Annotated in this window: 25 protein-coding genes; 20 read left to right on the forward strand and 5 right to left on the reverse strand. The window is 38.3% G+C overall.

The features are described from left to right. The first annotated feature begins 9 nt into the window (after nt 1–9). The 12 genes from fusA to HCB45_RS08800 all read left to right on the forward strand — a co-directional run bounded on the left by fusA (nt 10) and on the right by HCB45_RS08800 (nt 12994). On the forward strand, nt 10–2097 hold the full coding sequence (gene fusA, locus HCB45_RS08745; RefSeq protein ID WP_003724965.1) for an elongation factor G: 2088 nt from the start codon (nt 10–12) through the stop codon (nt 2095–2097). A gap of 108 nt (nt 2098–2205) precedes the next feature. Continuing rightward, nucleotides 2206–3393 (forward strand): elongation factor Tu, encoded by a 1188-nt coding sequence (gene tuf, locus HCB45_RS08750; RefSeq protein ID WP_003739865.1) that lies wholly within the window; start codon nt 2206–2208, stop codon nt 3391–3393. 155 nt (nt 3394–3548) lie between these two features. Further along, nucleotides 3549–5615: a BglG family transcription antiterminator gene (locus HCB45_RS08755; protein WP_185619605.1), complete on the forward strand. Its 2067-nt coding sequence runs from the start codon at nt 3549–3551 to the stop codon at nt 5613–5615. A 193-nt stretch (nt 5616–5808) separates the two neighbouring features. Further along, complete coding sequence (locus HCB45_RS08760; RefSeq protein ID WP_003728554.1) at nt 5809–6243, forward strand: PTS sugar transporter subunit IIA; 435 nt, start codon at nt 5809–5811, stop codon at nt 6241–6243. Nucleotides 6244–6245: 2 nt separating this feature from the next. Continuing rightward, the gene (locus tag HCB45_RS08765) at nt 6246–6518 is read left to right on the forward strand and encodes a PTS sugar transporter subunit IIB (RefSeq protein ID WP_003726309.1); all 273 of its coding nucleotides are present in this window, start codon (nt 6246–6248) and stop codon (nt 6516–6518) included. A gap of 26 nt (nt 6519–6544) precedes the next feature. Beyond that, nucleotides 6545–7843: a PTS ascorbate transporter subunit IIC gene (gene ulaA / locus HCB45_RS08770; RefSeq protein WP_003733048.1), complete on the forward strand. Its 1299-nt coding sequence runs from the start codon at nt 6545–6547 to the stop codon at nt 7841–7843. 69 nt (nt 7844–7912) lie between these two features. Further along, a complete protein-coding gene (locus tag HCB45_RS08775; protein WP_185619607.1) occupies nt 7913–8905 on the forward strand; it encodes a phosphotriesterase family protein in 993 nt (330 codons plus the stop codon). A gap of 12 nt (nt 8906–8917) precedes the next feature. Next, entirely contained in the window at nt 8918–9667 is a 750-nt protein-coding gene (locus tag HCB45_RS08780) for a creatininase family protein (RefSeq protein WP_185619609.1), read from the forward strand. Continuing rightward, entirely contained in the window at nt 9627–10346 is a 720-nt protein-coding gene (locus HCB45_RS08785) for a KDGP aldolase (protein ID WP_185319784.1), read from the forward strand. Before HCB45_RS08780 ends, HCB45_RS08785 begins: the two co-directional genes overlap by 41 nt. After that, entirely contained in the window at nt 10347–11090 is a 744-nt protein-coding gene (locus HCB45_RS08790) for an SIS domain-containing protein (RefSeq protein ID WP_185607910.1), read from the forward strand. Between the two features lie 78 nt (nt 11091–11168). After that, complete coding sequence (locus HCB45_RS08795; protein ID WP_185619611.1) at nt 11169–11981, forward strand: SMI1/KNR4 family protein; 813 nt, start codon at nt 11169–11171, stop codon at nt 11979–11981. Between the two features lie 26 nt (nt 11982–12007). Next, a complete protein-coding gene (locus tag HCB45_RS08800) occupies nt 12008–12994 on the forward strand; it encodes a DUF4003 family protein (protein ID WP_185619613.1) in 987 nt (328 codons plus the stop codon). A gap of 47 nt (nt 12995–13041) precedes the next feature. On the opposite strand, the gene HCB45_RS08805 is transcribed toward HCB45_RS08800, so the two are convergent. The 5 genes from HCB45_RS08805 to HCB45_RS08825 all read right to left on the reverse strand — a co-directional run bounded on the left by HCB45_RS08805 (nt 13042) and on the right by HCB45_RS08825 (nt 18537). Then, nucleotides 13042–14373: a metallophosphoesterase gene (locus HCB45_RS08805; RefSeq protein WP_185319788.1), complete on the reverse strand. Its 1332-nt coding sequence runs from the start codon at nt 14371–14373 to the stop codon at nt 13042–13044. 89 nt (nt 14374–14462) lie between these two features. Further along, nucleotides 14463–15443, reverse strand: coding sequence for a polyprenyl synthetase family protein (locus HCB45_RS08810; protein WP_185319789.1), 981 nt, complete (start codon nt 15441–15443; stop codon nt 14463–14465). Nucleotides 15444–15464: 21 nt separating this feature from the next. Next, nucleotides 15465–16007, reverse strand: a complete 543-nt coding sequence (eetB, locus tag HCB45_RS08815) for a flavinylation system FAD exporter subunit EetB (protein WP_003723627.1) — start codon at nt 16005–16007, stop codon at nt 15465–15467. A gap of 32 nt (nt 16008–16039) precedes the next feature. Beyond that, nucleotides 16040–16474 (reverse strand): flavin-based extracellular electron transfer system protein EetA, encoded by a 435-nt coding sequence (gene eetA, locus HCB45_RS08820; protein ID WP_185319790.1) that lies wholly within the window; start codon nt 16472–16474, stop codon nt 16040–16042. A 176-nt stretch (nt 16475–16650) separates the two neighbouring features. Then, nucleotides 16651–18537, reverse strand: coding sequence for an FAD-dependent oxidoreductase (locus HCB45_RS08825; RefSeq protein WP_185319791.1), 1887 nt, complete (start codon nt 18535–18537; stop codon nt 16651–16653). 445 nt (nt 18538–18982) lie between these two features. Between HCB45_RS08825 and pplA the strand changes: the two genes are divergently transcribed. The 8 genes from pplA to rplW all read left to right on the forward strand — a co-directional run bounded on the left by pplA (nt 18983) and on the right by rplW (nt 25251). Then, on the forward strand, nt 18983–19882 hold the full coding sequence (gene pplA, locus HCB45_RS08830) for an extracellular electron transfer flavoprotein PplA (RefSeq protein ID WP_185319792.1): 900 nt from the start codon (nt 18983–18985) through the stop codon (nt 19880–19882). Nucleotides 19883–20043: 161 nt separating this feature from the next. Beyond that, nucleotides 20044–21126: an FAD:protein FMN transferase gene (locus HCB45_RS08835; protein WP_185319793.1), complete on the forward strand. Its 1083-nt coding sequence runs from the start codon at nt 20044–20046 to the stop codon at nt 21124–21126. Nucleotides 21127–21206: 80 nt separating this feature from the next. Then, nucleotides 21207–22166, forward strand: coding sequence for a 1,4-dihydroxy-2-naphthoate polyprenyltransferase (menA, locus tag HCB45_RS08840; protein WP_185319794.1), 960 nt, complete (start codon nt 21207–21209; stop codon nt 22164–22166). Nucleotides 22167–22185: 19 nt separating this feature from the next. Continuing rightward, the gene (fmnA, locus tag HCB45_RS08845) at nt 22186–22986 is read left to right on the forward strand and encodes an FAD export ECF transporter transmembrane subunit FmnA (protein WP_185319795.1); all 801 of its coding nucleotides are present in this window, start codon (nt 22186–22188) and stop codon (nt 22984–22986) included. A gap of 359 nt (nt 22987–23345) precedes the next feature. Continuing rightward, nucleotides 23346–23654 carry a 30S ribosomal protein S10 gene (gene rpsJ / locus HCB45_RS08850; protein ID WP_003720954.1) on the forward strand — a complete coding sequence of 103 codons (309 nt, stop codon included), beginning with the start codon at nt 23346–23348 and terminating at the stop codon, nt 23652–23654. 34 nt (nt 23655–23688) lie between these two features. Continuing rightward, nucleotides 23689–24318, forward strand: coding sequence for a 50S ribosomal protein L3 (gene rplC / locus HCB45_RS08855; RefSeq protein ID WP_012986496.1), 630 nt, complete (start codon nt 23689–23691; stop codon nt 24316–24318). Nucleotides 24319–24343: 25 nt separating this feature from the next. Beyond that, nucleotides 24344–24967, forward strand: coding sequence for a 50S ribosomal protein L4 (gene rplD / locus HCB45_RS08860; protein WP_003727695.1), 624 nt, complete (start codon nt 24344–24346; stop codon nt 24965–24967). Beyond that, nucleotides 24967–25251: a 50S ribosomal protein L23 gene (rplW, locus tag HCB45_RS08865; protein ID WP_003728540.1), complete on the forward strand. Its 285-nt coding sequence runs from the start codon at nt 24967–24969 to the stop codon at nt 25249–25251. The genes rplD and rplW overlap by 1 nt, the downstream gene beginning before the upstream one ends. Nucleotides 25252–25258: the final 7 nt, after the last annotated feature.

Raw genomic sequence — 25258 nt, forward strand, 5'->3', positions numbered from 1 at the left:
AAATACAACATGGCTAGAGAGTTCTCCTTAGAAAAGACTCGTAATATTGGTATCATGGCCCACATTGATGCGGGTAAAACTACCACTACTGAACGTATCCTTTTCTATACAGGGCGTATTCACAAAATTGGTGAAACCCATGAAGGTGCTTCTCAAATGGACTGGATGGAGCAAGAGCAAGAACGTGGTATTACTATCACTTCTGCTGCGACAACAGCTCAATGGAAAGGCTACCGAGTAAACATTATCGATACACCAGGACACGTAGACTTCACAGTTGAAGTTGAACGTTCGCTTCGTGTACTTGATGGTGCTGTTGCGGTTCTAGATGCACAATCTGGTGTAGAACCACAAACAGAAACAGTTTGGCGTCAAGCTACTACTTACGGGGTTCCTCGTGTAGTATTCGTCAACAAAATGGACAAAATCGGCGCAGACTTCCTATATTCTGTAGGTACTTTGCATGAACGTTTGGCTGCCAACGCGCACCCAATTCAACTCCCAATCGGGGCCGAAGATACATTTGAAGGTATCATTGACTTAATCGAAATGAACGCATTGTATTATGAAGATGATTTAGGAAATGACCCTCATATTAAAGAAATTCCAGCTGATCTGAAAGACTTAGCAGATGAATACCGCGGTAAATTAGTGGAAGCAGTTGCTGAACTTGACGAAGAGCTAATGATGAAATACCTAGAAGGCGAAGAAATTACAAAAGAAGAACTTAAAGCTGGTATCCGTAAAGGAACACTTAACGTTGAGTTCTATCCTGTAGTTTGTGGTACAGCATTCAAAAACAAAGGTGTTCAACCAATGTTAGATGCAGTACTTGATTACCTTCCAGCACCAACAGATGTTCCAGCTATTAACGGCGTATTGCCTGATGGAGAAGAAGCTGCTCGTCACGCTGATGATTCAGAACCATTCTCTTCCCTAGCATTCAAAGTTATGACTGACCCTTATGTTGGACGCTTAACTTTCTTCCGTGTTTATTCCGGTACTTTGAATTCCGGTTCATATGTACAAAACTCGACTAAAGGTAAACGTGAACGTGTTGGACGTATCCTTCAAATGCACGCTAATCACCGTGAAGAGATTTCGATCGTATACGCTGGCGACATCGCTGCTGCCGTAGGACTTAAAGATACAACTACTGGGGACACTTTATGTGATGAAAAAGAACAAATTATCTTAGAATCCATGGAATTCCCAGAACCAGTTATCCAAGTCGCTATCGAACCTAAATCGAAAGCTGACCAAGATAAAATGGGGCAAGCTCTTGCGAAACTAGCGGAAGAAGATCCAACTTTCCGTGCTGAAACTGACCAAGAAACTGGCCAAACTCTTATCTCCGGTATGGGTGAACTTCACCTTGACATCCTTGTTGACCGTATGAGACGTGAATTCCGCGTTGAAGCTAACGTTGGTGATCCACAAGTTTCTTATCGTGAAACATTCCGTAAATCTGCTCAAGTTGAAGGTAAATTCGTACGTCAATCTGGTGGACGTGGACAATATGGTCACGTTTGGATTGAATTCGGACCAAACGAAGAAGGTAAAGGATTTGAATTTGAAAATGCAATCGTTGGTGGGGTTGTTCCACGTGAATACATCCCAGCTGTACAAGCAGGTCTTGAAGGCGCACTAGATAACGGTGTACTTGCAGGCTACCCACTGATTGACATCAAAGCAAAACTTTACGACGGATCTTACCATGACGTCGATTCCAATGAAATGGCCTTCAAAGTGGCTGCTTCAATGGCATTACGTAATGCTGCTAAGAAATGTGACCCTGTAATCCTTGAGCCTATGATGGCTGTAGAGGTTGTTATCCCAGAAGAATACCTTGGTGATATCATGGGTAACATTACTTCCCGTCGTGGTCGTGTAGATGGTATGGAAGCTCGCGGTAACGCTCAAGTTGTTCGCGCATTCGTACCACTTGCAAACATGTTTGGTTATGCAACTCACCTTCGTTCAGGTACGCAAGGTCGTGGTGTATACACTATGCAATTTGACCACTATGAAGAAGTTCCTAAATCTATTGCTGAAGAAATCATTAAAGCTAATGGTGGAAACAACAAAGAAGATTAATTGATTTTTTTCGCAACATCAAGTATAACTTTAGTTAGAAGTATTACTTAGTTTAAATTTAAGCTAAGTAAAAAATAATTATTGAATTATCGAGGAGGATATTTTAAAATGGCAAAAGAAAAATTTGACCGCTCTAAACCCCATGTTAACATTGGTACTATTGGACACGTTGACCATGGTAAAACTACTTTAACAGCTGCAATTACAACTGTACTTGCTAAAAAAGGCTTTGCTGATGCACAAGCTTATGATCAAATTGATGGTGCTCCAGAAGAAAGAGAACGTGGAATCACAATCTCTACTGCTCACGTTGAGTACCAAACTGACAACCGTCACTATGCACACGTTGACTGCCCAGGACATGCCGATTACGTTAAAAACATGATCACTGGTGCTGCACAAATGGACGGAGCTATCTTAGTAGTATCTGCTGCTGATGGCCCAATGCCACAAACTCGTGAACATATCTTACTTTCACGTCAAGTTGGTGTTCCATACATCGTTGTATTCATGAACAAATGTGACATGGTTGACGATGAAGAATTACTAGAATTAGTTGAAATGGAAATTCGTGATCTATTAACTGAATATGAATTCCCTGGCGATGACATTCCTGTAATCAAAGGTTCAGCTCTTAAAGCACTTCAAGGTGAAGCTGACTGGGAAGCTAAAATTGACGAGTTAATGGAAGCTGTAGATTCTTACATTCCAACTCCAGAACGTGATACTGACAAACCATTCATGATGCCAGTTGAGGATGTATTCTCAATCACTGGTCGTGGAACAGTTGCAACTGGACGTGTTGAACGTGGACAAGTTAAAGTTGGTGACGAAGTAGAAGTTATCGGTATTGAAGAAGAAAGCAAAAAAGTAGTAGTAACTGGAGTAGAAATGTTCCGTAAATTACTAGACTACGCTGAAGCTGGCGACAACATTGGCGCACTTCTACGTGGTGTTGCTCGTGAAGATATCCAACGTGGTCAAGTATTAGCTAAACCAGGTTCGATTACTCCACACACTAACTTCAAAGCTGAAACTTATGTTTTAACTAAAGAAGAAGGTGGACGTCACACTCCATTCTTCAACAACTACCGCCCACAATTCTATTTCCGTACTACTGACGTAACTGGTATTGTTACACTTCCAGAAGGTACTGAAATGGTAATGCCTGGTGATAACATTGAGCTTGCAGTTGAACTAATTGCACCAATCGCTATCGAAGACGGTACTAAATTCTCTATCCGTGAAGGCGGACGTACAGTAGGCGCTGGCGTTGTTTCTAACATCAGCAAATAATATCTGATACGATTCAAACCGACAAAGTCATTTGGCTTTGTCGGTTTTTTTTGTGCCTGAAATAAGAATTAACTTGAAAAATATCACATTTTCGCATAACCTTAAAGTAGACATATCTTTTTACCTTCTAGACCGAAATCAAGGAGGTAGGCCAAGTGGTACAATTTGATGCTAGAAATATGACGCTACTCGAATCGCTCGTCGTGGCGAATGTATATCTTGCACCCGAGAAATTACAAGAAGAATTAGGGATTTCGAAACGAACACTTCAATATGATGTGGAAAAAATTAATAAAGAATTAGACAATATAGGGCTTGATGGCATTCAATCCGTTCGAGGACAAGGTTATTATTTATTAGAAGATGAAAAATCGACAATTAAAGAAATCCTTGGAAATAGGGAAGCGAGCCACAAAGTCTTTTCAGCTAGTGAACGTCGCATCCGTATTTTATTTTTTCTACTTGTAACAGATGCACGAGTAATTATCGATACAATTAATGAATGTAATGAAGTCAGCCGCAACACCAGTTTACAGGATATTAAACAATTAAAATTATCGCTTAAACAGTTTAACTTAGAACTCGCTTATGATCGGAAAAATGGTAATATGGTTCTCGGTGATGAACGTAGTATTCGTCAGTTTTTCATTCATTATTGTATGAATAACGAAGAAATCGCAACCGCAGATCAGCTTCTCGATTTAATGAAAATTAATCCAATGATTAAAAATAAAGAACTCTTCCCAAATTTAGATACAATTTTTGAAATTTTAGCAGTAACAGAGAAAAAAATCGGTATTCGTTATACAGATGAAGTTATTGAGCGTATTGGTATTATGATTTTCTTTTTTAAGGAACGAATGAAACGCGATTGTTATTTAAATGAGCACGAAGAACATGAGGTTGAATCTTTTAATATTGCTCAAGAAATTTACGAGCAATTACAGCAAAAAGAAGATTTTAAGATCAATCATGCGGAAATTACTTATTTAGGCAAACTTTTACTTGGCGCTAGTCGCTTGAATGATGATGCAGCTGTTGAAGGAAAGTTGGATATAATTGTTGAGAAAATCATTGCCGAATTTGAACGCCTTGCTTGTGTGAATTTTGAAGACCACCGTAGTTTAAAAAAAGATTTATTGCTCCATTTACAACCAGCATATTACCGGCTTAAATTCCAAATTGAATGGATTAATCCGCTACGAACAGATATTAAGCAAAGTTATAGCGATGTGTATGAGATTACGAAAAAATCATTAGAACCACTAGAAGAGTTACTTGGCGAAAAGATTCCCGAAGATGAGATAGCATACGTAACGATTTTGTTCGGGGGTTATCTTTCTCGCAAAAACAATACTTTAGTTGAACGGAAGAAACTTTTAATTGTTTGCTCTAAAGGGGTAGGAACGTCACGGATGATTGAGCGGCAACTTGCACAATTACTCGGTGAACGTGTTGAAATATTAGAACCAATTTCCATCCGTGAATTTGAAAAAGGGCTATACGCGCCAGACTTTATTGTGTCGACTTTGCCAATTATGGAACCGAAAGCACCAGTTTTCATTGTTAGTCCGATTTTGACTGAGGCGCAGAAGCAACAACTGATGAAGGCGATTGCCCCGCACATTTTGCAAAAGGACTCGGATGCGCGCATGTTGTCTTCTGTGCTTGATGTGGTGGATCAATATGCCAAAGTGGAAGACCGCGAGAAATTGGCGGCAAAACTGAAGTCGGTATTGTTCCAAGTGCAATCAGACAGCCAACTAGAAAAATCGCCAACACTTGAAGAACTATTGCCAAAAGAACGAATTATTTTTAAAGATAGTGTGGCGGATTGGCATGAAGCTATCCGAGTTGCGTCAAAACCACTTCAACAAGAAGGCTATATATCAGGAAACTATCAACATGCAATGATTGACAATATTGAGAAACTCGGGCCATATATCGTTATTGCACCAGGGATTGCACTTCCCCATGCTTCGGTGGATGACGGCGCATACCGTGTTGGAATGAGCCTGTTGCGATTAGACCAGCCGGTTTCATTTTCAAGTAAAGCGAAGGATCAGGTTAAATTAATTATTGTGCTCGCTTCCATTGACTCCTACACACATATTAATGCGCTGAGCCAACTCACTAATTTAATCATGAAACATCACTTGCTAGAGCAGATTGAACAAGCTGAATCAGCAGCAGAAATTGCTGCAATGTTAACAATAAAATAAGCTATAAAGCCAGTGGAGCAGTCAAATGCCGCACTGGCTTTTTTGTATGCTCGCTAACGACAAAATGTAACAGTCTATTCTTTGCACTTTCGAAAAGAAAGGAATTGGGCTTTTTTAAACAGAGTGGCTACAGCTATAATAAGAGTGTAAGTTATTGATAGCGCTATCAATTAGTTGGAAGGGATGAAGAGATATGTCTTTTTTGGATAAAGAGCTTGTGAATCTGCATGGTTCAGCTAAAAATGCTGACGAAGCTATCGTGCAAGCAGGAGAATTATTAGTGAATGCAGGTTATGTGAGCGAACAGTACGTAGAAAAAATGGTGGAATCATATCATGAAAATGGTGCGTACTTTGTCATTGCACCTCAAATAGCAATTCCTCATGCAAGACCAACTGATGGTGTTGAAAACTCTGCGGTATCACTAGTCGTACTAAAAGAAGGCGTGAATTTCGGACACGCCGCAAATGATCCCGTGCGATTAGTCTTTGGGCTCGCAGCAACATCAAGTGAGGCACATTTAAAAGTCATTCAAAAAATTGTCTCCTTGCTTAGTAACAGCGATAACATTGAAAAAATGATTCATTCAGAAGATTATCAAGCAATTGGAGAATTAGTGGAGGGATAACGATGAAAATTTTAGCAGTGTGTGGACTTGGTCAAGGAACAAGCCTAATTTTAAGAATGAATGTAGAAACAGTCTTACGCGACATGGGAGTGGACGCAGATGTAGAGCACATTGATGTATCGGCTGCGCGCTCAATGAATGTGGATATTATTGTAACAAGTCAAGAATTAGCAGAAACACTTGGAACAGATACAAGCGCCAAAGTAGTCATCGTCAATAACTATTTTGACAATGCGGAAATTAAAACGGCTTTATCTGAAGCAATCAATAGTTAAATAAGACAAAAAAAGGTGGGAAAAAAATGGAGATTATTACGTGGATTGCCAATAACTTTTTTGGAACCCCAGCCATACTTTTAGGTTTTATCGTACTTCTCGGGTTACTTTTACAGAAGAAAAATTTAAGCCAAGTTATTAGCGGAACGTTCAAAGCAATTATTGGATTCTTAATTATTAACGCTGGTGCGGCTGTTATCACTGGTTCCCTTGGAATTTTCGAACCAATGTGGAAAGAAGTATTCGGGCTTGAAACACCGCCACTTGCAGGGTTTTTAGGACAAGAAGCCTTTAATGCTAAATTTGGTAGTGCAGTAACACTTGCGATGACTCTAGGATTTTTAGTCAACGTATTATTAGCAAGATTTACACCGTTTAAGTATATCTATTTAACTGGTCATATGATGTTCTGGACAACAACGATCTTTGCAGGAATTACTGTACAAGCTGTTGGCGGCGATATTCCGTTCTGGGGTCTTGTACTATTCCTAGCAGTAATCATGGGTCTTTACTGGACATTACAACCAGCAATTACACAACCATTCCTACGTAAAATTACAGGAAATGATAATGTCGCATTAGGGCATACTTCATCCAGCGTAGCGATTTTATCTGCTTTACTAGGGAAAGTATTTGGAAATAAGAAAAATGATGCAGAACATATTAACTTACCGAAAAAATTAGAGTTCTTACGTGACTCAAACGTTATTACAGCACTTACAATGGGGATTCTGTTCGTAGTTGGTGCAGTGATTCTGATGGTGAAGAAAACACCAGGAGCAGAAAAATTAATCGCAGAAGCTGGAAATCAAAGCTTCATTGTATACTCCATCGTTCAGTCCTTTACGTTTGCAGCGGGTATCGCCATCGTTCTTGTAGGTGTACGGATGTTTATCGGCGAAATCGTACCAGCATTCAATGGTATTGCAACAAAACTTGTACCGGGTGCGAAACCAGCACTAGATGCCCCAATCGTTTATCCATATGCGCCAAACTCCGTAATTATCGGTTTCTTAGGAGCATTCATTGGAGCGATTATCTGGTTGGTAGTACTTGGAAATACAGTTGGTTACGTGTTTGTGCCAACAATGATTGTTCTCTTCTTCCACGGTGCAGTTGCTGGGGTATTTGGTAACTCGACGGGTGGGGTTAGAGGAGCCTTGATAGGTGGATTCCTAACGGCAACAGTTGTCGCCTGGGGTCAATATATAATGGTTACTTTCTTTATTAATACGACTGTTCCCGATACAGCAATGTGGGCAGCCGACTCAGATATGTTTATTCTAGGACCAATAGTCAGCATGTTAGCGAAGTTATTCTTTTAAGTAAAATCTAAACCTCTTCCTTGTCTAGCATTCAAGAGGAAGGGGTTTTTTGAAAGGAAGTTTTAAAAAATGAGTTTTATTCGTACTTTTTATGGAGATATCGCCCCGGATCAGTTGGGCTTCACTTATTCACACGAGCACATTGTCTGTGTACCGGCTTACTGGCAAGAGCGAGATGCCGATGATTTACTTTTAGATGATAAAGAAAAATCGCAACTTGATGTACAAGATTTTGCTGATTTAGGTGGTAAAACAATTGTTGATGCAACCGCGGTTGATTATGGTAGACGCGTATTAGATGTGGCGCAAATTTCCAAAGAAACAGGTATTCAAATCGTTGGAACAGCTGGATTTAACAAAAGCTTCTTATGGGATGGAAAAATCAAACCAGAACTGAAGCCGATTATAGGTGACTTTGAAACATATTATGAATGGATCGAAAATACTTCAACGGAAAAACTAACAGAATTCGTTGTAAATGAAGTCGAAAACGGACTTGAAGGAACACCGTACAAGGCCGGTCAGGTGAAATTTGGCACTGGCTACAATATGATTACACCTTTAGAAGAAAAGACGATACGCGCGGTTGCAAGAGCACATCACGAGACAAAAGCGCCGATTCATTCTCATACAGAAGCGGGAACGATGGCTTTAGAGCAAATTGAAATTTTAAAACAAGAGAATATACCGTTAGAATATCTATCAATTGGACATATGGACCGTAACCTGGATCCGTATTATCACAAGCAAGTTGCTAAAACAGGCGCATTCATGTCATTTGATGGCATTGCAAAAATCAAATACGCACCAGAAAGTGCTCGGATTAAAGCAATTCTATATCTAGTTTCGGAAGGCTTTGAAGATCAAATTTTAGTCAGTGGTGATACAGCGCGCAAAACATATTATAAACATTACGGCCACGGACCAGGACTCGAATATATCACCAAAAAATGGGTGCCACGCTTTATTGACGAAGCAAACGAAAAAGGCTTTGACGGAGAAAAATTAGTTAAAAAATTCTTCATAGATAACCCGGCGAGATGCTTTACATTTAAAAAATAGGAGGCGAAATCTGTGTTATATGCAGATGAAAATTCATTTGATATTGGCGCAAAAATCACGAGAACAAAACCAGTCCTTTTGCCAATAGGAGCAGTTGAAGCCCATGGACCGCATTTGCCACTGGGGACAGACAATATTTTAGCGTCTGAATATTCTGCGAGAATAGCGGCCGAAACAGATGGTTTTGTGCTTCCGGTATTACCTTATGGCCAAGTTTGGAGTTTGCAAGATTTCCCAGGGAGTTTAACGTTATCCAATGAGACCGTTACAAAAGTGGTCGTAGAAATTGGTGAAAGTCTTTATAAACAAGGATTTAGACTATTTGTACCAGTGAGCGGACACCTTGGCAACATGGCAGCGCTAAAAGATGCAGCGCGTGAACTATATGCCAAATACCCAGATATGATTATCTTGCACATTTTTTACCCGAATATCCAAAAACTTGCAATGGACGTGCGCGAAGGAAAAGCAAACCATCATACGTACATTCATGCTTGTGAAATCGAAACGTCACTCATGCTCTACTTATCACCGGAAAATGCCGATATGAGTCGTGCCATTGATGATCCACCAATTTTACCAATTGATGCGGATTTCACCCCGACACCCTGGCAAAGCTTCACAAAGACAGCAGTACTAGGAGAAGCAACTTTGGCAACAGCAGAAAAAGGCGAATACTTGATTGAAAAAACGTTAAAAACATGTGTGGAGTTGATAAAGCTTGAACAAGAAAAAATTCGAAAATCTACCGAAATGGAATAATTTTGCGCTATTTAATTTTTTAGCGAAAGATAAAGAAAATAGCCTAGAAGTCATGGAAGCATCGCGCGGTTTTGCAGTACCAGGAATTGTGGCGACAAACTATAAAACACCAGAAGAAGCCGCAATTGTGGTGAAAGAACTACAAACAACGGCCGAGGTCATCAGTGTTGGTCTTGGTGGCGGCGGCGACTGGCACAATTGGCGTGATGTTCTTCATATCGCACGCCTCGTACCGAATAGTCATATTAACCAACCAATCGAAACAGCGGGATTAACAAATGACTTGCTTCCGGAAACATACACCAATGCACTCGTTCGACCAACCGGAAAAGTAGGTATTGTCAAATTATCTTCCGGAGATGAAATTACTGCCGAAGAAGCAGTCGATTATTGTTTATCCGCAAATATTCCGTCAATCAAATTTATGAGCATCGAAGGAACAAAGTATTTAGATGAACTTGTTTATTTAACAAAAGTTGCAGCAGATAAAGGGATATACGGCATTGAGCCAGCAGGTGGGATTGGTGCCGAGAATATTCTTGAAATAACAACTGCCATCAAGACGACCGGCATTCCGTTTTTCATGCCACATATCTTTGGAAAAACAATTGATAAAGCTACAGGTCGCACCAAACCTGAAGAAATCGAGAAAATTTTTGCAGCTTTGGAGGAGAGATAAATGATTAATAACTATATCGATATTACGATTCGCTTATTAGAAAATATTCTTGATAATGAAGCCAACTACGTAAAAGAAGCCGGTGAAAAAGTAGCCGAATCTATTGAAAACGATGGCGTTATCCATTTATTCGGTTGCGGCCATTCCCACATTTTAACAGAGGAAGTATTTTACCGAGCAGGTGGACTTGCGGCGATTCATCCGATTTTACATGAACCACTTATGCTTCACGAAGGTGCTGCTGCGTCATCTGTACTTGAGCGGAAAAATGATTATGCGAAAACGTTTATGGCTAAGGAAGATATTCGTCCGGGTGATGTAATGATTGTATTATCTACATCTGGTCGTAATCCTGTCCCAATAGATGTTGCTGAAATTGCTCGTGAAAAAGGTGCTTTTATCGTCGTTATTACTTCGCTTCAATACTCAGCTAGTCAAAAATCACGTCACGTATCAGGAAAACGTTTATCTGATACAGGAGACATTGTGATTGATAATGGTGCTGTTAAAGGAGATGCAGTACTAAAATCAGCAAACTTTGATATAGCATTTGCACCAACATCTACCGTAACTGGTGCAGTTATCTTGCAATCCATTTTTGCAGAAGCCATTGAAAAAATGGTAAATGATAATTTCACACCACCAGTATTTATTAGCGGTAATGTCGAAAATGCCGATGAGCATAACAAGGCGCTTGTTGATAAATATAATGAGCGAATTCCGTTACTTGGAATGAATTTATAAAATTAGCTTCCCTAGGGTTTTTGTTTCCCTAGGGTTTTTTTAGTATAATAAAGTTATTAAGATTAGTGGAGGAATAATATGCTTACAACAAGAAAAGCATTATATTATTTAGACAAAGGAAAAACAAAAGAGGCGATTCACTTACTTGAAACTTGTTGGAATCAAGAAGTGACTGCCGAAAATAGAAGAGATATATTTACAGCAACGATATTACTTAGCGATGTGCTATACCAAAGCGGCGAACGTTTTCCAGAAATCTATCAACAACTCATGTCAATTTTAGAAGAGATGAAAGATATAGAAGCAGTCGATTTCGAACGTGAAAAAGCTAAGCAAATTTTCGCCGAGTTAGATGAATATTTTAGTGAGGTAGGAACATTTTTCCAAGGGAATAGTTTAGCAGAGCTTTGGCTGAAGTTTGACTCTGAAAATGACTATAAAGATGTGTACCCTACGCCACAAAGAGTGGCTGCAATCGAAGCTGAACTAGGATATAAGTTACCTAAATCCTATATCTACTTAATGCGTCATACCCAAAATGGAGGTATCGTATCAACGGGCTCTGTCCCCACGACAGAGCCAAGTTCATGGTCGGAGAATTGTATAGCTATTACTGGTATTATGGGAATAGGAGACCACGGAATATCTACAATAAATGGTATGCACAACACAAATTTTTGGACAGAAGAATGGGGTTACCCCGATGTTGGTTTAGCTATTGCTGATTGCCCATCAGCAGGACATGACATGGTTTTCTTGGATTACCGAAATTGCGGAAAAACAGGCGAGCCCGCAGTCGTTCATATTGATCAAGAAGGTGATTATAAAATAATTAAGCTAGCTGATAATTTTGAAGAATTTATTTTGAGTTTGTACAGAGAGGAATATTAATTCAAAAACAAGAAGGAGTGCGGCGGATGGATTCAGAATATGTATTTGATAGCGAAGAAGCAACAAAATTATTAATGAAGAACTATGAGTTAGTTAGAACAAGTGGCGTCAGTTTTATTGATAAGCGGATTCGATTTCTGATTGCTCGTCTTTTTGCGGGAAATAATGAAATCGTTCAACCTGAAAAATTCTATGAAATTAATAAAGAAATCAAACGACAACTAGGTATGTTTACAGCATTGAATGGCAATGTCCGCGCATCACTTGTCGGCTTACTGATGGCAAGTGATAATGCGAGTCGGGATAGTGTTAGCCAAGTGATTTCCAATTATAACACACTCATCGAAGCAGGCTTTAAACGCACGGAATACACCTATTTCGCCGCTTACTTATTACTAGAATCAGAAAATCCAACACTGACAGCAAAAAAAGCCAAAACCATTCACCAACTTTTCAAAAAAGACCATCCATTTTTAACCAAAAGTGAGGACGTAACAACAGCTGTTTTCTTAGCTAATCTTAAAGAAGAGAATACAGAAAAATTGGCTGAAGTCACAGAATACTATTTCCAAGAATTTGCCGCAAAAGGTTTCCGGAAAAATGATAGTTTGCAGTTTTTAGCTACAACAGGAACACTTTTATATGGTGAAAAAGATAGCAAATTTATTAGAAGAGTAGACAATGTGGTAGAAGAATTACGCCAAAAAGGTGTGAAAATCAAGCCATTACATTACTCAAGTATCGGAATTTTAGCATTTGTGATGGATGGACGTAAAATTGACTCTGGCTTGGTGAACTTCATTGATGACTTGCAAAATCAACCGGGTCTGCGGTTTGGTCGCGAGTTCGTAACAGCACTGGCAATCAGTCTTTATACAGAAAAACAATCGGGCCAAATGAGCAAAGAACAATTAGAAGGATTAATGGTTAATGTGCATATCTTAATTGCGATGGAACAAGCAGCCGCAATGAGTGCAGCCGCAGCAGCAAGTGCGGCCGCGGCATCAAATTAATAAAAAAACTGGAAGCATAATAAGTAGGCTTCCAGTTTTTTTATTATTTAAGGACTAACGTAATAATCATTACTTTGTTTTGGAGGGACAGAACTACTTAAAACATAATCTTTTAAAAATGAATTAGGAGCACTATCCCATAAATCCGTTCCAGCCGATTTGGGTGGGGCGATGCCTGCAAAGAAAGCCATGTTATTTAAAGCCATGGTATCGGCCATCTTTTCTTTATCAGTTTGACTATAGTTTTTATAAGATTCACTCGTCATTAAGTCCATCATAGCTTTATCATAACCACTATTATAAAAAGTCTCATAATCATAAGAATCAAAGTTAAGCAAATTTTTATCTGATGTTCCAGTTTCTTTTGCCCAAGACTCTATGTCCAATTTTTGAGATTGATAGGTGAACGTTTTGTTTTTTGCGCTGTAGGTAAGGTTCCCGTATTTATGGGGATAGACAGAAAGAGCGTTTGTCACAATATCAGTAATTTCTTTGCCATCTGAACTTTTGGCAGATCGGATGTTTTGGGTGTGAATATGCCCACTCAAAGAAAATTTCATATTGCCAGCTGTAAGAGCATCGATTACTTGTTGGTTGTAATTGATTGTGTAGCCCTTTTGAATAACATCATTATGATCGGTTAAATTGTGGTGCATAACTGGAATAAGTTTTACACCATTTTTTTTCGCTAAGGCGCTACATTCTTTAATCCAATCTAATGTGCCAGCTGTTAAACCACCTTCTGTCGTTGGGGAGCCTTGCTGCATATTGGTTTTATAAATAGCTGTATCAAGCATGAGGAGCCAAACCTTGGATGAAGGTGCTGCTAAATAGCTTAGCGAAAAATCATCTTCAGAAATAGCATCTTCGTAACCAAAATGATTATAAATTTTGCTGAAATCTGCTGGTGATACAGTATCGGTCGGTAATTGTTTGTCTTTCTCGAATTTTCGAGCCCATGGATTGTTTATATCGTGATTACCAGGAACAACAAATACTTGGGTACCTGTTTTTTCTACTTGCGCTAATTTTTTTGCTAATTCTTCATGGCTAGTTTTTTCGCCATTATTAGTCAGATCGCCGCTAATAATTAAAACATCAGCCTTTTTAGTTTCGACATCTGTTAAAAAAGCATTGGTTATTTCATCGCTATATGCCAATTGCTTTCCATCACCAGCGGCTAGATATTTTTGGAATGCCCGCCCGCCATCAGTGAGTGATGGCGCAAAATAATGAACATCGGTCGTTTCAATTATTGATAAATCACGGTCTTTTTCAATCGGAGCAGTAATTTTCTTCGTTTCTTCACTTGCAGAACTACAGGCAACTAAGGTAAAAGATAAAAGAATAGGAGCGGCTATTTTTAAAAATTGAATCACGTTAATCACGCTTTCATGTTTGTATTTTCACAAATTGAGGTAAAATTTAGAACAGAACTCAGTAAGCAAAGAGCAATGTTCTAAATGTATTAAATATCTCTATCTAATATGCTTTTCGTTAAGCGGTACATATCATCACGATATACGCCAGCTGGCAATTTTTTGATTTCACGAAGCGCTTTATTTGTATATTTGTTGGCAAGTTTGAATGCCTGTTCGACACCCTTATATTTAGAGATAAGTGCTAAAACTTGTTCGGAAGCTTCATCAGTCATATCTAGTTTTTGAGAAAGAAGCGGTTCAAATTCTGCTAAGTGACCTTTCATTGCATAAATAAGGGGAAGCGAATAAATACCTTGCTTCATATCATTTAAAACAGGTTTGCCAAGACCTTCATCTGTACTTGTGTAATCCAAGACGTCATCAATAATTTGAAAAGCCATACCAAGATAATGACCAATATTATAACATTTTGCTACAGTCATACGTGTTGCTTTACTGCCAGTTGCACCAGAATAACAACTAAGGGCAAATAGTTGAGCTGTTTTGCCAGAAATACGCGATAAATATTCGCGAACTGTTACATCCATTTTATAACTTGTGCGCATTTGATCCAGTTCACCCATTAAAATCTTTTCGATATTTTTACTGTTAAATTCGATATTTTCAACGGAAGAAGTATGCGCGGATAAAATTTTAAAACAAATACAGAATAAATAATCACCTGTATAAACGGCGTAATTACGACCATATTTTGAATGGATAGTAGGGATGCCGCGACGTAATGGGGAATCATCAACGACATCATCATGAATCAATGTTGCCATATGAAGCACTTCAAGCGCAGCAGCGATAGAAACAGTGCGGTCTTTATCATAGTCAGGACCAGCTTGAGCAGAAAGAAGCGCAAAAGCAGGGCGCAGTAATTTTCCACCGGCATGAATCAAATCTTTCACGTTTTGCTCTACATGTTTATCACGAATTTTAATGTTGTCTTCAATTGTTTGTAAGACTTCTTGTAAATCTTTGGAAAGTGCAGGATACTCATCCCACATAGCATGAAGTTGCATATTGAACTCCTTTTTTAAAAATTATTTTTGTGCTGCTTGACTTTGTTTTGCATCAGCGAACATTCGCAAAGTTTGGACGTTTTTTAGCAAATAGTTTGCCGCAATCCCAACTGCGATTCCAGAAAGAATACCGATAAAAGATAATACTGGCAAATAAAGCATAACCGACCAAGTTCCTGCAATCCAACTTGCAATAACGAGTTGTCCGACATTATGTAAAATCCCACCAGTAACACTAACGCCAATGATGCTCACACGTTTCGGTCCAAGTTGTTGTACGAGCCACATTCCAAGAAAACTCAAAATAGCTCCCGCTGCACTATACATAAAAGTCGATATAGTCCCACCAAGCAAAGTGGATAATACTAATCTAATGCAGATTATCATAAATGTATCTTTTGCCGATAAGGTATAAAGCGAAATACAAGTAATAATATTAGCAAGGCCTAGTTTCGCCCCAGGAGCAAATGCAAATGGAAACGGAATAGCCCGCTCGAGTAAACTAATGACTACAGCTTGTGCAGCCAAAAGTGCTATATATACTAATCGTCTGTTTTTTGTCATAAAAACACTTTCCTATCTATTAGAGGATAAGGTCAGGAAGAGATAATTGGGTCATCTGAATCGCCTGAACTCCCGTCGCTCGCTTTTACTTCAATCACTAACTTATGCGGAAGGCAAACGACCGTATCACCTTGTTTATCAATTGCTCCAGTCCGAACACATACCTGATCATTACAATTGGCTTTACTAATTCGAATTTCTTCTCCCGAAACCTCAATCGTGTTAGTATGTCCATCTGGTTGCTTCACATCAAAGCTTTCAGTCCCTTTATGTCCAGTGAGTGTAACGGTCTTATATTCTTTATTATCAACAGAAATAACCGCCACAAGCTCCTTTGTTCCATTTTCTGGAGTAGGTTCATTCGCTTTTACATATGAAAAAATAGCAATTGGTAAAAAGGAAAGTATACAAAGAGATAAAATAATTATAATATCCCAGCGTTTTACCATATAAAAGTACTTTTTCACCATATTGCCTCCTTTCAAAATGTCATGTACAAATCCTATTTTAAAGGATAACGCCTAAATATAATAGGAAAAAGTTCATAAAAATAAACAAATAATAAAAACGGAAGCACCTCCTATGCCAAAACTGGCTTTTGGATGCACTCCCGATTTTTAATTTAAAATTTTAACTAGCAAAATTACTTGTCTCTGTAAACGGATCTCGGCTTACCGTACCACCAGTGACCAAGATGTTTTTGGAACCAAGGAACAGCCCAATAATCAAGACCAAATGTGCGTCCAGCGCCGTTTAGAAGTGCGATAGAAGCTGGTAACGCCCAGAATTTGTCCCAACCAAGCATAGCGCTTAGAGTGAACATTACTAGGAACCCAGCACTTCCGATACTTACAAGCCAAGTGAATAAACCAACTACCATAGCAAGACCAATTGCAAGTTCAACAAAAGGTACAACTTTTTGCATTACTAGAGCAACGTCAAGGTTTGGCATTAGAAGTTTCATAATCCATTCAAACCAACCAGGCATATGACTAAGAATTGGTGTAGTTACATTTGTCGCAGCGGCACCAGCAGCATCTCCAGCAGCTTGACTAGCACCAGAAGTTGCAGCGGTTTGTAACCATTCAAATGGCATTTTGGAAGTTGTTGCTGTTAACCAAGAATCAGAACCAATCCCGTTAAATAGAGGTTTTAAATTAGTAAAACTTACTTTATCCCATGTAGTTTCACCGTAGATTTTAGAAAGTGCTTCGTCAATCCAGAACCAACCTAGATATACACGTAAAGGAAGAACCCAAAGTACGTTTCCGTAACGAGAAGTCCATCCACGGAAGATATTACGGTGGTCTTTAATGTGGAAGAATTCGTGCATAATGTATTGCCACATGTAATAACCACTGCGAATACCGAAGAAGTAATATAAGTTAACCATATGTTTCATTAAAATAGCGAACCAACCAGATAAATGCATCCCACCAAGGTGAGCAACACCATATTTAGCTCCAATAGAAACCATTACACCATGATATTTACCTTGGAATGGTTCTTTCTCGCCAGTACCGCTCATTTCAACGATGATGCTTTTCGCTGCAGTTAATGCAGTTTGTTCAGCGCCTTCAACGATTTGTGGAGTTGGTTTGCCATCTTCATCTTCAAAGTAAGCAAGGTCACCAACAACATAAACGTCTTTAAGACCTTCTGCTTCCATATATTGGTTTACTTTCAAACGGCCTGCACGAGCAGATTCCATACCGTAATCTTTTGTATCAGAGTTAGCGCGAACACCAGCAGTCCAAATTAATGTACTTGTTGGAAGCTCTTCGCCAGATTTAAGAACGATGCTTTCAGGTTTAACTTCAACAATTGCAGCGTTTTTCATGATTTCAATACCTTTTTTAACCATGTAACGTTCTGCTTTATCTGCGTCTCTTCTTTCAAGCATGTTTAGGATTGTTGGAGCAGCTTCTACTACTACCAGTTTAATTTCAGATGCATCAATTTTGTTATCTTTAGCTAGACGATCTTTCCATTCTAAAAGTTCCCCAACCATTTCGATACCAGTAAAACCAGATCCACAAACAACGAATGTTAACATTGCTTTACGTTTTTCAACGTCTTGTTCGCGGGATGCTTTAGTTACTGTTTCTTCAATATGATTGCGTAATTTAACAGAATCTTCCCAAGACCAAAGTGTAAAGCCGTTTTCGCCAACACCTGGAGTCCCGAAATCATTAGGTTCTCCGCCCATACCAAGTACTAGGTAATCGAACGGATAGCTTCCGTGTTCTGTTGTTACAACTTTCTTATCGTGATCTACATGTGTCACGTTATCAGTTACAAGATTAACTTTTGTTCTATTAAACAAACGACGTAAATCATATTGAATTGCAGTTGGTTCAACACGACCACCAGCAACCTCATGAAGTTCAGTCATCATTGTGTGATACGAATGACGATCGATTAATGTAATATTGACGTCTTTGTCTTTCTTGTATTTCTTAGCTAATTTCTTAGCAGCGTGTACACCTGCATATCCTGCCCCAATTAAAACGATATTCTTTTCAGGCATATGCTTCCTCAACTCCTTGTAAGTTTATTCACAAAAATAAAATGAGTCCAAAATTCCCCACAGTATTATTATAACCTATCATAGTTTAACAGAAACATCCTACTAATGTCTAGATAGTAAAGAACAATTCTAATCTAAAAACCGAAAAATAGGACTTTATACAAATTTTATATATTTGAGCAGGCTAAAAGTCCTTGTTTTATCTAGGTTGTTAGACATTTTTGTATGCTATTTTGCTAGAAAATGATGGTTTTACCCAAGTTTTATATATCAATAGTCATTATTTTGAAAATTAGATGAATTATGTCTTTAGAATTACAGTAGACAAAAGCACGAGCTGGTGGTATCATTTGTATTGTAAAAGTGATATCGCTTTCGCAGACTATTCGTTTGTGTTCACGTTATCACAAAGAAGGTTTTAATAAAACAAAAGGTGGGAGCAAATATGAAATTGAAAAAAGTAGCAATGGGTATTACCGTAGTAATGGCTTCAAGCTTATTACTAGTAGGTTGCGGTAGTAGCGACGACAGCAGCAAAGACAAGAAGAGCACAGACACAAAACAAACAGAAACAAAGAAAACAGCTAAAACAGATGGTACTATGACTGATGGTACTTACAAATTAGAAGAAAAGAATTTCGACGACAAAGGCTGGAAAGGTTTCATGTCAATCGAAGTTAAAGATGGTAAAATCACTAAAGCTAACTATGATTACAAAAACAAAGACGGCAAACTTAAATCCGAAGATGCAGACTACGAAAAAGCAATGAAAGATAAAGTAGGAACTGGTCCTCAAGAATACTTGAAACAATTAAGTGATTCTTTAGTTAAAAATCAATCTGCAGCATCTGTAGAAGTAGTTTCAGGAGCGACTCATTCTTCTGACGCTTTCATCAACTATGCTAACCAATTAATCCAAGCAGCTCAAAAAGCTGATACAACTACAATTTCCATCAACAACCTAGCTAAAATGGAAGATGGAACTTACAAACTTGAAGAACAAAACTACGCACATGGTTACCGTGTAGTATTCAACATGGACGTTAAAGATGGCAAAATCACTAAATCTGACTACAACTATGTTGATAAAGACGGCAAACTTAAATCAGATGACGCTGATTACGAGAAAAACATGAAAGCTAAATCTGGTACTGGTCCAAAAGAATACATCCCAGCACTTAATGAATCTCTAGTAGAGAAACAAGACGTTGCTGCAGTAGACACTGTTTCTGGTGCTACTAACTCTTCTAACCAATTCAAAATCTACGCAGCTCAACTTCAAAATGCTGCACAAAATGGTAATACTGACACTATCAAAGTGTACAACCTAGTAGAAGCTGAATAATTAGTACAATGAAATGCACAAAACGGCTGGCCCTAATTCTGGGGCTAGCCGATTTTTTTATCGCAAAACAGAGAAATTAAGCCTTATTATTGTAGATTTATTCTTTTTTTTACGCTATAGTTATTCAAGTAAAGATCACGGATTAGAAAGGTGAAAAGCTAATGAAGAAATGGAAAATAATATTATCAGTTATCGTACTCGCGCTTGTGGTGTCAGCATGCGGAAATTCTAATAACAATTCAAAAAAAGAACCAAGTGACTCTAAAACACTTTTGGAACAACCTTATTCTAAAACTGATTTCCTAATGGGAACAGTAGTTACACTTAAAATCTATGACAAAGGCAAAGAAGACGTTCTAGATAAAGGTTTTGATCGCATTAAAGATTTAGCGGCAAAAATTACTACAAGCGATTCAGAAAAAACATCAGAAGTGGATAAAATAAACGAACAAGCAGGGAAGAAGCCGGTAAAAGTTTCTAAAGATGTCTACTATTTAATCCAAGAAGGACTGAAATACTCGGAAAACTCTGGTGGTAGCTTTGACATTACCATTGGACCACTTACTTCTTTATGGCATATTGGTTTTTCCGATGCTCGCAAACCTTCTCAAGCAGAAATTGATGCAGTATTACCATTGATTAATTATAAAGATGTAAAAATGAATGACAAAGAGCAAACAGTTTACCTAGAAAAAGAAGGCATGGAACTTGATTTAGGAGCAATTGCTAAAGGATTCATCACTGACGAAACATTAAAAGTGTTTAAAGATAACAAAGTAACTACATCCATTATTGATTTAGGTGGAAATATTTATGTTCAAGGAAAAAATCCTAATGGAAATAAATGGAATGTTGGAATTCAAGATCCGTTTTCCCCGCGCGGTAGTGTTATCGGAAAACTTCCGGAATCCGACATGTCTATTGTAACTTCTGGGATTTATGAACGTTACCTAGAAGTGGATGGCAAAACATATCATCACATTTTAGACCCGAAAACTGGGTATCCGTTTGACAATGATATTGCGGGTGTGTCTATTGTATCTAAAAAATCTATCGATGGTGATGGTTTATCAACAGCTACTTTCTCTAAAGGCATTCAAGGCGGAATGGACTACATTGAGAAGTTTAAAGGTGTAGACGCTATTTTTATTAGTAAAGAGAAAAAAGTATACGAAACATCCGGACTAAAAGGACAGTTTGAATTAACAGATAAAAACTTCCAAATGGATACTTTGGAAAAGTAAAATAATATATAGTAGAAAGTGAGCAGGCTTTTAACTGAAGTCTGCTCGCAAGTATGATAGAAAGGGGTTAAAAAGGTGTTATGTCAATATCGTCATTCCTAAAGTTGGTTGAAATCCAGACGAAGATAGCTAGTGTATTTCCGTTTATGTTAGGAACGTTATTCGTTGTATATCAATATGATATGTTTAAGCCTATTAACACATTGATATTTTTTGGTTCCATGTTAATTTTTGATTTAACAACTACCGCGATTAATAATTATATGGATTACCGTAAAGCAACTGATAATCATGACTACGATTACCGAACGACAAGTAATGTTATTGGGCAGCAACAAATTCCAGAACGGACAGTTATTATTACTATATTTCTAATGTTTTTCATTGCGACTGGTTTAGGTGTTTGGCTTGTTTTCCGCACAGATTTGCTTGTGTTATTAATTGGATTTGTATGTTTTTGTATTGGCATTTTGTATACATTTGGTCCTGTGCCACTCTCTCGGATGCCGCTTGGAGAGATTTTTTCTGGGGTTACTATGGGGTTTGGTATTTTCTTCTTAGCTGTGTATGTAAATGCATACGATGCTGGGATTGCGAATTTACTTTGGCAAGGTGAAATGGTAACTATCCAGTTTAATCTGATAGAAATTATTCGGATAGGTGTGGTATCCTTACCATGTATTTTCACGATAGCAAATATTATGTTAGCTAATAATTTGTGTGATTTAGATGAGGATATTAGAAATCATCGGTATACACTTCCTTATTATATAGGTAGAAAAATGGGAGTTCTCCTTTTTAATACGCTATACTATGCATCGTTCTTAGCCGTGATTGTTTCTGTGTTAATTCATTTCTTGCATCCAATCATGTTGGTATCGCTTCTAGCAGTTTATCCGATTTATCGTAATTTAGTTAAATTTAATAAAGAACAAGTAAAATCAAAAACATTTGTTATTGGTATACGTAATTTTGTATTGATTAATGCAACTTTAACCTTTTTGATGGCGGTTAGCGTTGTCATTCAACAATTGGCGTGAGTGAAGGGGGCTTCTTTGAATGATAGAAAAACTGATATTAGGTCGTTTTGTTCCAGGGGAGTCCTTGATTCATAGGCTTGACGCAAGAACAAAACTACTAGCTGGATTTTATTATATTGGAATTTTATTTTTAGCAAATAACTGGTGGACATATGCTTTAATGGTTTTGTTTACACTAATAGTTGTCCAAATGACAGGAATAAAATTGAAAGTTTTTATAAAAGGTGTTAAACCACTCATATGGTTAATCTTATTCACTGTTGTGATGCAAATCCTATTTGCGAGTGGTGGAACGATTTATTTCGATTGGGGTCCTTTTACAATTTCTTCTTTTGGCCTTTTGAATGGTGTATTTGTGTTTTTACGCTTTGTATTAATAATCATTATGTCAACAGTTATCACCTTAACAACTACCCCAATGAACTTAACAGATGCAATTGCGTATATTCTTCGTCCTTTTGCAATACTTAAAGTACCTGTTAATGACATCGCCCTGATGATTTCTGTTGCCTTACGTTTTATTCCGACGCTCATGGGAGAAACGGATAAAATTATGAAAGCTCAGCGCGCGCGTGGAGTCGATTTTGGCGAAGGGAACATATTCGAACAGATGAGGGTAGTGGTTCCGATCTTTATTCCGCTTTTCGTTAGTTCTTTTAATCGAGCTGAAGAGTTAGCTGATGCGATGGAGGCTAGGGGTTATCAAGGAGGAGAAGGGCGAACTCGTTTTCGAATTCTTCACTGGCACTTTATCGATTTTGTCGCTTTTTGTATCATGTTACTTCTAACCGCCGGGCTTATATTGCTGCGAACTTCTTAAAAACATTCGACTAACGAGTGTTTTTTTGTTTTATTGAAAATGCGGGAAATACTGCTATGAAAGGTTTTTCGTCTTCTAACCAAACTAGATTCTTCTATATAATAGCTTCTATGAAAATAACTTAAAACTTTTTTCAAAAAGCGGTTGATTACTACCCCTAACCCGTGTATAATAGATAAAGTGCAAATGGACAGGCATTGGTCTGCCCTTTTGACAATGAGCACCCCGGTATTGCTGGGAATGCCCATGTGATGAAGTGAAAGGTTGCTGACACACCCGGCCGCTTTGCCATGGCGGATGTTCAGGTAATTTTCACGGAGAATGTCTATTTTAAAAGTAGGCGAAAAGGAGGGAAAGTAATGGCAAAACAAAAAATTCGTATTCGTTTAAAAGCGTATGATCACCGTATTTTGGATCAATCAGCAGAAAAGATTGTAGAAACAGCGAAACGCTCAGGTGCTTCCGTATCTGGTCCGATTCCACTTCCAACAGAGAAGTCAATCTACACAGTCTTGCGTGCGGTCCACAAATATAAAGATTCTCGTGAGCAATTCGAAATGCGTACACACAAACGTTTAATCGACATCGTTAATCCAACACCACAAACAGTTGATAGCTTGATGCGTTTAGACTTGCCAAGCGGTGTGGACATCGAAATCAAACTATAATAATAATAAATTAAATTAACAGGAGGTGTGACTCATGACCAAAGGAATCTTAGGTAGAAAAGTAGGGATGACACAAGTTTTCACTGAAAACGGCGAACTTATTCCAGTAACAGTAATCGAAGCAGCACAAAACGTGGTACTTCAAAAGAAAACTGTTGAAACTGACGGCTATGAAGCTGTACAAATCGGTTTCGAAGATAAGAGAGCAAAATTGTCAAACAAACCCGAACAAGGTCATGTAGCAAAAGCCAATACTACTCCTAAGCGCTTCATTCGCGAATTCCGCGATGTAAACTTAGACGAGTATGAGATTGGTGCAGAAGTAAAAGTAGACGTATTCGCAGAAGGTGACATCATCGACGCGACAGGCGTATCGAAAGGTAAAGGATTCCAAGGTGTTATTAAACGCCACGGACAATCACGCGGCCCTATGGCCCACGGTTCCCGTTACCATCGTCGCCCAGGTTCAATGGGTCCTGTAGCACCTAACCGTGTTTTCAAAAATAAACTACTTCCAGGTCGTATGGGTGGAGAGCAAATCACTATCCAAAACCTAGAAATCGTTAAAGTAGACGTTGAAAAGAACGTTCTTTTAGTAAAAGGTAACGTTCCAGGCGCTAAAAAAGCATTAGTTCAAATTAAAACTGCTACTAAAGCAAAATAATTCATTTGGAAAGGAGGACTAACGAATGCCAAAATTAAGCTTACTTAAACAAGATGGAACAAACGCTGGCGAAATTACTTTAAACGACACTGTTTTCGGTATCGAACCAAATGAAAAAGTTGTTGTTGATGTGATTTTGAGCCAACGTGCATCCCTACGTCAAGGGACACACAAAGTAAAAAATCGTTCAGAAGTACGTGGTGGCGGACGTAAACCATGGCGTCAAAAAGGTACAGGTCGTGCCCGTCAAGGTTCAATCCGTTCCCCACAATGGCGCGGCGGTGGTGTCGTATTCGGCCCAACACCTCGTTCATACGCTTACAAATTACCTAAGAAAGTTCGTCGTTTAGCGATTAAATCAATTCTTTCTTCTAAAGTAAATGAAGAAAAATTAGTTGTACTTGAAGGTTTGACTTTCGATGCACCTAAAACAAAAGAATTTGCGGCTTTTCTTAAAAATATCTCTGTAGATACTAAGGCACTAATCGTAGTTGCTGGTGAAAGTGAAAATGTAGAATTATCTGCACGCAACTTACAAGGCATTACAGTTATTCCAGCTGAAAGTATCTCAGTACTAGAAGTTGCTAAACATGATAAATTAATTATCACTAAAGCAGCTGTCGAAAAAGTAGAGGAGGTGCTCGCATAATGGATGCACGCGACATCATTAAGCGCCCGGTTGTAACTGAAGAATCTACAAGTATTCTCGACGATAAGAAATATACATTTGAAGTAGATACTCGCGCAACTAAAACGCAAGTAAAATACGCAATCGAAGAAATTTTCGACGTGAAAGTAGCTAAAGTAAACGTAATGAATTACAAAGGCAAACTTAAACGTATGGGCCGTTATGCAGGTTACACTAACAAACGCCGTAAAGCGATTGTTACTGTTACAGCTGACAGCAAAGAAATTCAATTCTTTGAAGTATAATTCGACT

Origin of the sequence: Listeria farberi, assembly GCF_014229245.1 — a bacterium.
GTDB lineage: Bacteria > Bacillota > Bacilli > Lactobacillales > Listeriaceae > Listeria > Listeria farberi.

Excerpts from the sequence above, each read along its gene's own strand:
- fusA (WP_003724965.1), top strand. The coding sequence starts at position 10 with ATGGCTAGAGAGTTCTCCTTAGAAAAGACTCGTAATATTGGTATCATG.
- tuf (WP_003739865.1), top strand. The coding sequence starts at position 2,206 with ATGGCAAAAGAAAAATTTGACCGCTCTAAACCCCATGTTAACATTGGT.
- HCB45_RS08760 (WP_003728554.1), top strand. The coding sequence starts at position 5,809 with ATGTCTTTTTTGGATAAAGAGCTTGTGAATCTGCATGGTTCAGCTAAA.
- HCB45_RS08765 (WP_003726309.1), top strand. The coding sequence starts at position 6,246 with ATGAAAATTTTAGCAGTGTGTGGACTTGGTCAAGGAACAAGCCTAATT.
- ulaA (WP_003733048.1), top strand. The coding sequence starts at position 6,545 with ATGGAGATTATTACGTGGATTGCCAATAACTTTTTTGGAACCCCAGCC.
- HCB45_RS08775 (WP_185619607.1), top strand. The coding sequence starts at position 7,913 with ATGAGTTTTATTCGTACTTTTTATGGAGATATCGCCCCGGATCAGTTG.
- HCB45_RS08790 (WP_185607910.1), top strand. The coding sequence starts at position 10,347 with ATGATTAATAACTATATCGATATTACGATTCGCTTATTAGAAAATATT.
- HCB45_RS08795 (WP_185619611.1), top strand. The coding sequence starts at position 11,169 with ATGCTTACAACAAGAAAAGCATTATATTATTTAGACAAAGGAAAAACA.
- HCB45_RS08800 (WP_185619613.1), top strand. The coding sequence starts at position 12,008 with ATGGATTCAGAATATGTATTTGATAGCGAAGAAGCAACAAAATTATTA.
- HCB45_RS08810 (WP_185319789.1), bottom strand. The coding sequence starts at position 15,443 with ATGCAACTTCATGCTATGTGGGATGAGTATCCTGCACTTTCCAAAGAT.
- eetB (WP_003723627.1), bottom strand. The coding sequence starts at position 16,007 with ATGACAAAAAACAGACGATTAGTATATATAGCACTTTTGGCTGCACAA.
- HCB45_RS08825 (WP_185319791.1), bottom strand. The coding sequence starts at position 18,537 with ATGCCTGAAAAGAATATCGTTTTAATTGGGGCAGGATATGCAGGTGTA.
- pplA (WP_185319792.1), top strand. The coding sequence starts at position 18,983 with ATGAAATTGAAAAAAGTAGCAATGGGTATTACCGTAGTAATGGCTTCA.
- HCB45_RS08835 (WP_185319793.1), top strand. The coding sequence starts at position 20,044 with ATGAAGAAATGGAAAATAATATTATCAGTTATCGTACTCGCGCTTGTG.
- menA (WP_185319794.1), top strand. The coding sequence starts at position 21,207 with ATGTCAATATCGTCATTCCTAAAGTTGGTTGAAATCCAGACGAAGATA.
- fmnA (WP_185319795.1), top strand. The coding sequence starts at position 22,186 with ATGATAGAAAAACTGATATTAGGTCGTTTTGTTCCAGGGGAGTCCTTG.
- rpsJ (WP_003720954.1), top strand. The coding sequence starts at position 23,346 with ATGGCAAAACAAAAAATTCGTATTCGTTTAAAAGCGTATGATCACCGT.
- rplC (WP_012986496.1), top strand. The coding sequence starts at position 23,689 with ATGACCAAAGGAATCTTAGGTAGAAAAGTAGGGATGACACAAGTTTTC.
- rplD (WP_003727695.1), top strand. The coding sequence starts at position 24,344 with ATGCCAAAATTAAGCTTACTTAAACAAGATGGAACAAACGCTGGCGAA.
- rplW (WP_003728540.1), top strand. The coding sequence starts at position 24,967 with ATGGATGCACGCGACATCATTAAGCGCCCGGTTGTAACTGAAGAATCT.